The sequence below is a fragment of the Thalassospira sp. MCCC 1A02898 genome (assembly GCF_001618185.1).
GTDB lineage: Bacteria > Pseudomonadota > Alphaproteobacteria > Rhodospirillales > Thalassospiraceae > Thalassospira > Thalassospira tepidiphila.
On record NZ_LPXK01000011.1, the window covers coordinates 193,850 to 205,295 of the forward strand.

The window sequence follows — 11,446 nt, forward strand, 5'->3', positions numbered from 1 at the left end:
GCAGTGGTGGCGAAGCATCTATCAATTGGGCATGTCTGGCGGGCTAGATTTCACTCGACATGTCGATCGATGGCCGTCGAATGTATTGGACAATTTCTTCGGGCGGTAGCGGGGTTGCGATCAGGAAGCCCTGGACTTCATCACAATTGCATTCCCGCAAGAAATTCATTTGTTCCTGGGTCTCGACCCCTTCGGCGACAACCTTGAGGCCAAGGTTATGTCCCATCGCAATAATGGTGCGCGTGATCGCGGCGTCGTCTGTGTCGATCGTGACATCCCGAACGAACGAACGGTCGATCTTGATGGAATTGATCGGCAACCGTTTGAGATAGGCGAGTGACGAATATCCGGTGCCAAAATCATCAACTGCGATCTTTAAACCAAGATGGCGCAGCTCATCAAGGATGGTAGCCGCCTTCTTGATTTCCTGCATCATCGCCGTTTCGGTGACTTCAAGCACAATACGGGCGGCTGGTGTTGCCGTCTCGGCAAGGATGCGTGAAATCGTCTCGGTGATGTGGCCCTCGATCAACTGTCTTGGTGACAGATTGACCGCAATCGGCATCGGTGGAAGCGACTGGGCCTCCCACTCGGAAATCTGGCGACAGACTTCGCGGAAAACCCATTCGCCAATTCTGCTGATCAGGCCGGTTTCCTCGGCAACCGGAATAAACTGCATTGGCGAAATATAGCCTCGGCCCGGCTGTTTCCAGCGAATCAGGGCTTCCAGGCCGCAAACCTGGTTTGTCCGCAGATCGACCTTCGGCTGGTAATGCAGTTCAAACTCGTCCTTTACCAAAGCTTCGCGCAGATCATTTTCGATCACAAGGCGCGCCATGGCACTTTCGTTCATGGTCTTGGTAAAGAAGTGATAGGTGCCGCCACCACTGGATTTCGCACTATACATAGCCGTGTCGGCATTGCGCATCAGGGCAGGGAAATCCTCCCCATCAGATGGATAAAGGGCAATCCCGATGGACGGTGTGACAAACAGAACGCGTCCCTTGATGTCAAAGGCCGGTGCCAAGGCATCAAGCACAGCCTGCGACAGGATGACGGCATCCTGCGTTTCCTTAAGGTCAGGAATAATGATCAGGAATTCGTCGCCGCCCAATCGGCCGACAATTTCCTGTCGCCCGATCACGCGTTGCAACCTGAGTGCGACGGCCTTGAGCATCAGGTCACCGACATCATGACCAAGGCTGTCATTGATAACCTTGAAACGATCAAGGTCAATGAACAGGATTGCGGTGGCACCGCTGTGCTCGGAAGCATTGTTTTTATGGGTGTTCAAGGCTTCTGACAGGCTGCGTTCAAGCATGCTGCGGTTGGGCAGGTTGGTCAGCGTGTCATGATTGGCCATATAGACCAGTTGTTCTTCGTACCGTTTTCGCACGGTGATGTCGTTCAGAACAGCCGTCATCAATGGTGTTGCGCTATCGGGGATCAGGCGCAATGCAATGGAAACATCGATTTCCTTCTGATCGGCGCGCACAATCGGCAGGGTAAAGCGTTTTTCGACGGCCTCTGCGCCGGGGGCGTGTGCGGCGAGTTCTTCCAGACTGTGTTCGAGAAGCGGCACAGCACGCGGCAGCAGGAATTCATGTAATGTACGGCCCTTCGGTGTCTCATCACGCATCAGGCCGAGGATCTCTTTGGTTGCTGCATTGCATTCGACAATGCGGCCCGTCGGCGTGATGGTCAGAATGCCGTCCGCGACATTTTGAACGATGGCGCTCAGACGGCTTTCACGGTCGCGGACCTTTTGCTGGCTTTCAAGCAATCTGTCGAGTGTTGATGAAACCCGTTCGACCAGACCACGTGTTGTCTGCAGGATCATGCCAAGTTCATTGCGGGCATGGTGCGGCGGAATGTTGATGGCAGCAGAGTCGGGCTTTTCCGGATCGATTTGGCGTAATTGTGCGGCAATGCCCAGAAGCGGTTTGGTCAGTGTGATATAGAAAAAAGCAACCAGAACCAGACCGAGCAGCAGGTTGCGCACAATCCCCGATAACAGAATGCGCGATGCACGGTTGATGAACCCCTCTGCGATCATGTCGGTGTCGATCTTGACACTAAGATGGCCGACCAGACCGTTTGGTCCGTCTGTATTCAGCGGGATTTCGTATTCCTGATTTTCCCCAAACATGATCTGGGTCAGGAATGTGCGGTTGGAATTGATTGGCTTTTCGGTCTTGCGTGCCAGAACATTTTTGAAGTTGTCGCGAAGCTCGGCCTCGTAGACAGGCTCATATTCAAACAGGCCGGAAATAACACGGGCTGCGAGTGTTTCATCCAGACCATATGCGGCCTGGGTCGCAGACTCGCGCAGCGTCGCCAGAACCTGGTTTACGGTGCGGTCAATCAGGTTCTGTTCTTCACGAAGATCCCAGACAATCTGAATGCCACTGAATAACAGGCCGATCAGCAAAGTAAGGCCGACCGCAATCCTTGCCTGTTTGACAGACAAGCGATCGCGCCATCTAAGCCGTTGTTGATCAAGGCCTTTTTCCGGCAATCCGATCCCCACAGTTTCTTCTGTTATACCCCTTGCGAAGCAGACTATGGCTTTGCGGGGGTAAAAGCAATTCTCCGCGGGATTTAGGAACTGGAAAAGCCGCGAGAAATCTGTATGTTCTGCGCTGCACTGCAGCGTTGAGGGCGAACTCGAAGCAGTCGCCACGCAGCCTGTCAGTGCGTCGTGAAGAAAATACTACGTAAAAAATTAGGGTTTTATTGGAGTTGCACACAACAGCTGTGCGTGATAACCCAATTCCCGAGAGAGAACATGGCCGAAAGCGGGTGCAGCCGCAATCTGGCCCCGCAACCTGTACGGAGTTACACCATGACCTATGTGGTGACGGAAAACTGCATCAAGTGTAAGTATCAGGACTGCGTCGAGGTTTGCCCCGTCGATTGCTTCTATGAAGGTGAAAACTTTCTGGTGATTCACCCTGATGAATGCATCGATTGTGGTGTTTGCGAACCGGAATGCCCCGCTGAAGCGATTATTCCCGATACCGAACCGAATCTGGATAACTGGTTGGAAATCAACCGTAAGTTTGCAGAGGTTTGGCCAAATATTACCCGCAAGGGCGATGCGCCTGCCGATGCGGATGAATGGAACGGCAAATCCGGCAAGACCGAATTGCTGTCCGAAGCCCCGGGAACGGGTGACTGATTTTTGGGCTAACCCCCGATATTTCATGCGATTTTTGACCCACTGGTTTGCGCCAGTGGGTTTTGCGCATGGCTGCATTGAACGACTTGCCGGGAAAATTCCTGTAAACTGATGGCGTGTTGTGTTATGGTTCACAATTCGCGCTAAGGGCTCGACAGGCTCGTTCCGAAATGTCGGATTTCCGTATTTGAATTTCCTGTCTGAACCGCGACTTTGCCAAAAAGCTTGGTCGCGTGCAGCTCTTTGCGTCGCTGGTTCTGTAGTGTTGCAGTTGAATGACCAGGCCTGATTGGGCCGGAAGGATGCTTGATGTCGGATAAGTTGCCGTTTGCTGTTGGCGATTACGTTGTTTACCCCGCACATGGTGTTGGCTGTGTTGATGGCCTGGAAACCCAGGAAATTGCGGGGCAGGAATTGCGCCTTTATGTAATTACCTTTGAATCTAGCCGCATGACCCTGCGCGTGCCGGTGAACAAAGTTGGCAACTCCGGTCTGCGCAAGCTGTCCTCGAAAAAGCAGATGGATTCCGCGCTGATTACCCTTAAGGGCCGCGCGCGTGTGAAACGCACCATGTGGTCCCGCCGCGCCCAGGAATATGAAGCAAAGATCAATTCGGGTGACCCGGTTTCGATCGCTGAAGTCGTGCGCGACCTTCACCGCAGCGCGACCCAGCCGGAACAGTCCTTCTCCGAACGTCAGATCTACGAAGCTGCTTTCGAGCGCCTCGTTGATGAACTTGCCGCGATTGAAAAAATCGACAAGGACAAGGCATCTGGCAAACTCGAAAAACTTTTGCAGAAGGCTGCCTGATTGCGAAGGCCCCTTCAGACAACTATTTATAAAAACCGGCCCGCGATATACGCTTGGGCCGGTTTTATTTTTGTTTTGGGCAGGTTACAGCGATGAGTACAGTTCTGGCGCCGATCAAGCCGGCTGAGCGAATCTGGGTCGTCGGCGCAATCAATGGTGACCATGGCGCATTATGTGCCGTTCACCAGAAACTTTCGCAACATATGAAGCCGGGCGACAGGCTTGTCTATCTTGGCAATTACTGGGGCGATGGCACGGCCGAAAATGTCGTTGCAACCATTAACGAGCTGTTGCTGTTTCGCCGTTTCTTCATTGCCAAGGATGGTGTTGATATCAGTGATATCGCCTTCCTGCGCGGTGCAGCCGAAGAAATGCTGTCCAAGTTGCAGCAGATCCAGTTTGCCCCCAACCCGGGCGAAGTTTTTGACTGGATGCTGACCCGTGGCATCGCCGGACCAGTGCGTGCCTATGGCTTTGACCCGGTCCATGTCCAAAGAACCATGCATCAGGGCGCACATGCGATCTCGCAATGGACGTCGGGCTTTGCGGATGCCGTGCGTCGTCATAGTGGTCATAACGCATTGATGTCTGATCTCAAGCACGCGGCCTATTCGACAGATGGGCGCCTGATCTTTGTTCATACCGGTCTGGATGGCTCACGGCCACTGACAGGCCAGACGGATACCTTCTGGTGGGGCGGATCAATGTTTGAGGCCATCACTGAACGGTATTACGACTGTGCCCGTATTGTGCGCGGTGCATCCCAAGGCCAGACAGGCTTGCAGGAACGTGAATTTACCCTGTCTCTGGATGGTGGTGCAGGCCGCGGTGGTCATTTGATTGCAGTCGCCCTTGATGGCCAAGGTGCCGTCATCGAGCAGATTACAAGCAGCTAGACTTTCCGTTATCCCCTCGGGGCAGTGAGCAATCGAAAAAGAAAAAGGCAGCATCAATTTGCTGCCTTTTGTCGTTTTTGGGTTTGGATAGGTTGGCGTTCTAGTGCCGAACCACCTTGACCAGCGACCCGACGGTCGGTGCCTGCCCATCGCGAAGGCCGTTGATCGTGGCAAAGACATCTGCCGGTGCCTTGTCGACTTCCATGTCGTCGATAAAGGTCTGCAGGTCATATTCCGGGTTTACGGCACGTACCTTGATGCGAAGCGGGGTATAGATCTTCTTTTCCCGATCGGTGAGCGGGCGGAAGCTATAGGTCGTGCGGCGCAGCGGCAGGTTATAGTTATCAGCCTGATCAAGTGGCGTGACAAACAGGAACTGATAGGCCGAGCTGCCATGACGGATCACAACCACGCGCAGGCGCGCAGGCCCTGAACGCAATGAGATATCAGCACTGCCGGTGGCGGCTTCCTGGCCTTCGATGTCGAGCATCTCGATATTGCGGATGGCGATCTGCTTTGAGAACCCGTTTTGAAGATAGCTATCAAGGCGCATGTCCTTTGCGCCCGGGGCACCCTCAAAGATGATCTGGGCACCTTTGCCATCGCGGGCGATGACGGCATTTGGCTGGTTGGTCATTGTGAAGCCATCGGGGACTTCAAACCGGAAATTCAATGGCACATGGACAAATTCCTGGCCCCGGACATAACCCTGATCCGGGCCGTCGCCATAAAGAATACCGTCAATTGCCGTCATATAGCGCACTGCACCACTTTCCGGATTGGCAACCGCCGTGACATTGGCACTTTGATGGGCCTGCTCAATACGATCAAGGGTGCGCGGGTGGGTTGCCATGAAATCGTACTGATCGACATCGTCAGGCGACCGGCCGGCAAGTTTGGCCTGAAGTCGTGAATGGGCACGAAGCTTTTCAAGGAAGGTCGCCATGGCATCCGGGTCATAGCCCGCACGCGTGATATAGCGAATGCCAAGCATGTCTGCTTCGAATTCATGTTCGCGCGAGAAGGACTTGAGATATGCGTTTGCCCCGGTACCAATCAGTTCGCCAGCACCGTTTCCAACGGCAACGGCCAGACCACCCGCCAGAATTTGCGTAAGCACACCGCGGCTATAGCGTTGTGCTGAGTGGCGGGCAACGACGTGACCGATCTCATGGGCAAGGACGCCTGCCAGTTCTGCTTCGTTGGTGGCAAGGGCCGCCAGACCACGCGTGATATAAACGTATCCGCCGGGCAGGGCAAAGGCGTTGACAACCGGGGAATCGAGGACCGTGAAGGTGAATTTCTCGTTCGGGGTTTCCGAAACCGCGACCAGCTTTTCGCCGACTTCTGTCACATAGGTCTGCAGGTCCTTTTCGGTGTATTGACCACCGAATTCCTTCACCATTTTCGGATGTTCCTGCGAGCCGATCTGCTTTTCCTGCTCGGGCGACATGAAGGCCGTAAAGCTGTCTTCGCCTGTCGCCCGGTTGGTCGAACATCCGGTAACGGCAGTGCTCAGCGCAATTGCGGCAAGCACACCTGCAATATGTTTATGTGAACGAAAGTTCAGCCAGCCCATTGATATCTTTCCTCGTGTCCTTTGGCCGCGTAAGCTGTGGCGCAATATATTTGCGAAACCAACCGGGAATTGGTAGCGCGTGTTCCTTGATCATTCAATCTTTTCGCATTCACCGATAAAGCATCAAAAATGGGGAAATTTTTGGGCCGGATCGACATTGGTGTGGCGTAAAGGCACATTCATGCTGCTTGCTGTCGCCTTTTGCGGGGCCAATCTACCCGTGATGGCCGCCGATTGGCGCTGTGGGGCTGACATTATCGCGGGCGACGCACAAACGCTGCCTTCAACGGATCGGGGATCGGTTTGGCATGATGTGCAGCTCAATATTGAAGCGGTTGATGCATTCACTGCCGCCGAGCTGCCGGGCAAATCATTTCGGCTCGCAGATATTGCGTTTGTACCGGGATATGAGGACGCGGCAAGGGCATGGCTAGAACAGGCGAGTGCGAACAAGGTTTCGATCACGCCGCTGGCCGAACAGCCGGACTTTCTCGGACGAATACCGGTTCGCATTCAAGGTGAAGGTATCGGCGATTGGCGTGCAGAACTTTTGGCTGCCGGTCTCGCGATGCTGGTTCCTGAAAGCGGGCAGGATGTGTCAGCGCTGATCGGGATCGAGGACGCCGCAATCAAAAATCAGTCTGGCATATGGTCCGGTCACGAGCCAGAGACAGCCTATTATGTGCGGGCCCATGATGCGGGGGCAGAGAATATCCCGACCGCCCGCGATGCAATCGGCAGATTTGCCGTGATTGAAGGCACGATAAGAAGCATCGAACATCAGGAATGGCGCAGTTACCTTAACTTCGGATCGAACTGGCGCGAAGATTTCACCATCGCACTCGATGCCACCTTGCGCGATGCATTCGCCAACGGCGGAGACTTTCAAGACATCCTGCAGGATTGGGTCGGGCAGGAAATTCGAGTGCGTGGCGTGATTGAAAATCGCGGTGGGCCTTACATCACACTTGAAAACCCGTTCTGGCTCTGCCTCGCCCGTTAGTCGCGGGCGCAATAGAGCTTGTTCTTATACCGTTGTTTATGCGACTTCTTGTACGCGCCACCACCGGCGAAAAGACAGCGTCCCATTTAATAAAGAAAAGGTCCTTCGCGTGCTCTATCCCGAAATTTCGCCCCATCAGTCGGGTTGGTTACCTCGTGAAGACGGTCACGAGATTTACTGGGAAGAAGTTGGTAACCCCGATGGGCTGCCGGTCATCTTCCTACATGGCGGTCCGGGTGGGGGCATCTCGCTCAACAGCCGCCGCTTCTTTGATCCGGAAAAGTACCGAGTGATTTTGTTTGATCAGCGCGGGGCCGGAAAATCACGCCCGTTCGGCAGCCTTGAAAACAACACGACCGATCATCTGATTGGCGATATCGAAGCCCTGCGCAAGGAACGCGGCATTGATCGCTGGCTGGTGTTTGGGGGCTCGTGGGGGTCGACTTTGGCGTTGGCCTACGGTCAGGCGTGCCCGGAACGCGTCACAGGCTTTGTCCTGCGCGGTATCTTTCTTGGCACTACGTCCGAAATCAAATGGTTCATGGAAGGCATGGGACGGTTCTTTCCCGAGGCAGAGTGCCGCTTCCTTGATGCTGCTGGTTTCAAAGACAATCCCGGTTATCAGCCCTTGCTTGACCGTTATACCGATATCTTCGCGGGCAAGGATGGTGAAGACGCGGCCATTGATGCTGCACGCGTGTGGTCAGCCTATGAGGCGACATGCTGTACGCTTCTGCCTGATGATTGTCTGGTCGAAGTCTTTGAGAGTGACCAGATCGCGCTGGCGCTGGCCAAGCTTGAACATCATTACTTTGTCCATCGCTGCTTCTTTGAAGAAGACCAGTTGATCAAGAACGTCGGTCGCATTTCCCATGCACCGCTCGTCATTGTTCAGGGGCGCTATGACGTGGTGTGCCCGCCAGTTTCGGCCTTGGCACTTCACAAGGCGTGGGATGGTTCTGAACTGGTCATCGTTGATGATGCCGGGCATGCGGCCAGCGAACCCGGGATTATCCGGGAACTGGTGCTTGCGACCAACCGGTTCGATGGCAAGAAGTTTGTGTAAAATTAACAGACAAGCAGCATTGTGTTGTTGAGTTTGAAACACGGTTGGGTAGTATATCGAACCGATTGATCTAGTGGGGACTTGGTTAATGAAGTTGGTTTTGGGGAAACTGCTTGCAGTTTGCGTACTGTTTGGTTTTTTGAACACCGCACAAGCACAGCAAATTCTTGGAAATGATAACGATTCCGGACTGCTTGAATTTTCGACCGGTATGGTCGACATCACGCAGGACGAAGAAGCAGCTGAATTTCGTCTGAACTACCGTGCACAGCACGCGATGTTTGATGTCACCCGCCCGATCGGTGGTGTGATGGTCACTTCCGAAGGTGCCGTTCACGGTTATGGCGGTCTGGCAGTTGATGTTCTGTGGGGCGAGCATTTCGTTTCCAGCGTCTACACCTCGGTTGGTGCATACCATCAGGGCAATGGTGAAGATCTTGGTCACTGGATCGAATTCCGTTCGGGTCTTGAGCTCGGCTTCCGCTTTGACAGCCATGAGCGCCTGAGCCTTGGTATCTCGCACATCTCGAACGCCAGCATCGGTGACGAGAACCCGGGTACAGAAATCCTGTCGCTGACCTATTCCTTCCCGATCGAGCGCCTTTTTGACTAAGGCGATCATCGATAAAGGTTTTAATCAGCCGAGGGTGAACGCATCCTCGGCTGATTTGTTTTTTGGACAATTTTTGGCCGCCAAGGTGGTAATATCCGTGCCCTCGCGGATTGATCGCCATCAGTTTTACTGCTAATGGAATGCTGCCTTTTGGCAGTGCGCCCGTAGCTCAGCAGGATAGAGCACCAGATTCCTAATCTGGGGGCCACAGGTTCGAATCCTGTCGGGCGCACCATTTATCCCCTATGACCAAAAGAACAAAGCATGCCCTGGTGCAGGGCTTGAAGCCCGATTTCATACCGCGTCCTGTGGCGGGTTTTCTTTGAACCATTCAACGATCTTCGGCATATTTTCTTCAAAGGCGCCGGGCGCAAAAATGTTCAGCACGCCCGCCTTTTCTGTGCTGCGGTTTTCGAAATCGTGCTGAATGCCGGCGGGGACGTATATAAAGCTGCCTTTTTCTGCTTCTTGCCAATCTTCACCGATCAGAAAGCTCATTGTACCCTCAAGCACATAGAAAATCTCGTTCCCGTCATCGTGGGAATGCGCGCCAATACCTTTGGTATTTGGCTCCATCCACCATTCAGAAATGGAATACTGATTGGCTGTTTCCTGACCATCGGCCTTAAAGTCGGCTTTAATTCGACCCATGTCGTAGCTGCGGCCCTTGCCTTGCTTCAGGAAAATCGCCTTCTGAGTATCACAATCTGACATCGTTTCCGGTCCCTGGTCTGCGCACTGCCCTTAAAGAACTGTAGTGATATCATAGGTTGATTTTGCGAATGCAGAAAGATGCTCAATGATTTTGTGTTTGCAATTCGGAACGCTTGAAAAACAACCACTTCTTTCTCATATCGGTAGAAAGGGGGCTTGGTTGCGATCCACTCCGTTTGGCTCCCGATAAAACCGATCTGGGAGGATCACATGACGAACTGGATCAGGCTTCCAAACAGCGAAGGTCAATGTGTCGCGCGCTCTGACGGGCAAGGCGACCAAAAAACATATCAACGCGAAGTCGGACGTGCCGGTTTCGCGGGGCCGTCAGCGCAAATTTATCATCGTCACCCGCCGGCCGGCTGGGCGACATTTGAAGGTCCTTTGCGACCACGCGCGTTTTCCCTTGGCAAGCTCTCACCAGGGCCGGCCTGTCCATTGCAAGCCCGTCGGGTGCTTCACAATGATCACATGGAACTCCGTTACTGGAAAACCGAAAGCAAAATGCATGCGCTTGCCCGTAATGCGGATGGCGATACGCTGATCTTTGTTCACAATGGGTCCGGGGCGCTGTTTTGCGATTACGGTCATCTACCCTATTGCGACGGGGACTATATCCTTTTACCGCGCGGCACCGCCTGGCGGATTGAGCCATCTGAACTTTCAGAATTCATGATGATCGAGGCAACGGCATCTGCTTTCAAGCTGCCAGATGCATCGCAGGGCGGGCCAAGCGCGATTAATCCGATGCTGTTTACCTTGCCCAGAATTGATGACGCCTTCATTGCCCAGCAAGACGATGCCTTCTGGGAAATTCACATCAAGCGCCGCGGGCAGGTTTCGACCCTGACCTATCCGTTCAATCCGCTGGATGCGGTTGGTTGGGAAGGTGACCTTTGTGTGGTGAAACTGAATTGGCGCGACCTTGCAAAACATCGCTCCGACGGTCAGAGAACGCCGCCCGCAGCGTCGTGCAACTTTGTCACAGAGACATTTTCAATCAGCACCTTCATCCCCAAGGTGGGAGAGGGCGAGTCCGGCATCATGCGCGTGCCGTTCTATCATTCGAACGAAGATGCAGATGAGTTCATCTTTTATCACCGGGGCGAATTCTTCAGTCGCGGCGAAATAAAGGCCGGAATGGCAACATTCCATCCAAGCGGTTTCCCGCACGGACCGCATCCAAGCGCCTATCAGACAAAGATGGTCAAGGCGCCGGTGGAAACCGAAGAAGTGGCCATCATGATCGACAGTCGGGCATTCCTGACGGTTGATGAATCCATTCCTGATGGTGCGGAATGGAAGGCGTATGTGAAAACGTGGGAAAAAGCGCAAGAGACACTATAAGGACTTGCTGACATTCGGTGAAAAATGGCAATTTGGCGCCGCCAGTTGATGGTGGTAATTTCGGGGAAGGTTGTTAATGTAATTACCACCTTGTCGGGATAGTCTGGGTTGTCCCGAGAATTTCTGGCCAAAATGACAAAATGTTCATTACGTACTGCTTTCTTACGCCGGGAATCCTGCCCTTAAAGGGGCGTCAGGGTGACCATCAGACATTAGCGCCGATACCGCTTAGCCAAA

At 53.6% G+C, this 11,446-nt stretch carries 10 protein-coding genes and 1 tRNA gene; 8 read left to right on the plus strand and 3 right to left on the minus strand.

Features of this window, described 5'->3' with window-relative positions; translation table 11 throughout:
* Positions 1–43: 43 nt before the first annotated feature.
* Positions 44–2,470, minus strand: coding sequence for a bifunctional diguanylate cyclase/phosphodiesterase (locus tag AUQ41_RS11885; protein ID WP_232308379.1), 2,427 nt, complete (start codon positions 2,468–2,470; stop codon positions 44–46).
* A 375-nt stretch (positions 2,471–2,845) separates the two neighbouring features.
* Between AUQ41_RS11885 and fdxA the strand changes: the two genes are divergently transcribed.
* The 3 genes from fdxA (at position 2,846) to AUQ41_RS11900 (ending at position 4,887) form a co-directional block, all read left to right on the plus strand.
* Complete coding sequence (gene fdxA / locus AUQ41_RS11890) at positions 2,846–3,181, plus strand: ferredoxin FdxA (RefSeq protein WP_007090191.1); 336 nt, start codon at positions 2,846–2,848, stop codon at positions 3,179–3,181.
* Positions 3,182–3,490: 309 nt separating this feature from the next.
* Entirely contained in the window at positions 3,491–3,991 is a 501-nt protein-coding gene (locus AUQ41_RS11895; protein WP_008889261.1) for a CarD family transcriptional regulator, read from the plus strand.
* Between the two features lie 92 nt (positions 3,992–4,083).
* Positions 4,084–4,887 (plus strand): hypothetical protein, encoded by an 804-nt coding sequence (locus tag AUQ41_RS11900; protein ID WP_063088609.1) that lies wholly within the window; start codon positions 4,084–4,086, stop codon positions 4,885–4,887.
* Positions 4,888–4,987: 100 nt separating this feature from the next.
* On the opposite strand, the gene AUQ41_RS11905 is transcribed toward AUQ41_RS11900, so the two are convergent.
* Positions 4,988–6,466, minus strand: coding sequence for a M48 family metalloprotease (locus AUQ41_RS11905; protein ID WP_063088610.1), 1,479 nt, complete (start codon positions 6,464–6,466; stop codon positions 4,988–4,990).
* 181 nt (positions 6,467–6,647) lie between these two features.
* Between AUQ41_RS11905 and AUQ41_RS11910 the strand changes: the two genes are divergently transcribed.
* The 4 genes from AUQ41_RS11910 (at position 6,648) to AUQ41_RS11925 (ending at position 9,383) form a co-directional block, all read left to right on the plus strand.
* Positions 6,648–7,469 carry a hypothetical protein gene (locus AUQ41_RS11910; protein WP_143588668.1) on the plus strand — a complete coding sequence of 274 codons (822 nt, stop codon included), beginning with the start codon at positions 6,648–6,650 and terminating at the stop codon, positions 7,467–7,469.
* Between the two features lie 109 nt (positions 7,470–7,578).
* Positions 7,579–8,535: a prolyl aminopeptidase gene (gene pip, locus AUQ41_RS11915; protein WP_063088612.1), complete on the plus strand. Its 957-nt coding sequence runs from the start codon at positions 7,579–7,581 to the stop codon at positions 8,533–8,535.
* Between the two features lie 88 nt (positions 8,536–8,623).
* Positions 8,624–9,148 carry an acyloxyacyl hydrolase gene (locus AUQ41_RS11920; protein WP_063088613.1) on the plus strand — a complete coding sequence of 175 codons (525 nt, stop codon included), beginning with the start codon at positions 8,624–8,626 and terminating at the stop codon, positions 9,146–9,148.
* Between the two features lie 158 nt (positions 9,149–9,306).
* Positions 9,307–9,383: transfer RNA gene (locus tag AUQ41_RS11925), tRNA-Arg, on the plus strand.
* Between the two features lie 59 nt (positions 9,384–9,442).
* On the opposite strand, the gene AUQ41_RS11930 is transcribed toward AUQ41_RS11925, so the two are convergent.
* Positions 9,443–9,862 carry a cupin domain-containing protein gene (locus tag AUQ41_RS11930; protein ID WP_063088614.1) on the minus strand — a complete coding sequence of 140 codons (420 nt, stop codon included), beginning with the start codon at positions 9,860–9,862 and terminating at the stop codon, positions 9,443–9,445.
* Between the two features lie 453 nt (positions 9,863–10,315).
* Here AUQ41_RS11930 and AUQ41_RS11935 point away from each other — a divergent pair, with 453 nt between their 5' ends.
* Positions 10,316–11,209, plus strand: coding sequence for a homogentisate 1,2-dioxygenase (locus AUQ41_RS11935; RefSeq protein ID WP_232308380.1), 894 nt, complete (start codon positions 10,316–10,318; stop codon positions 11,207–11,209).
* Positions 11,210–11,446 lie beyond the last annotated feature (237 nt).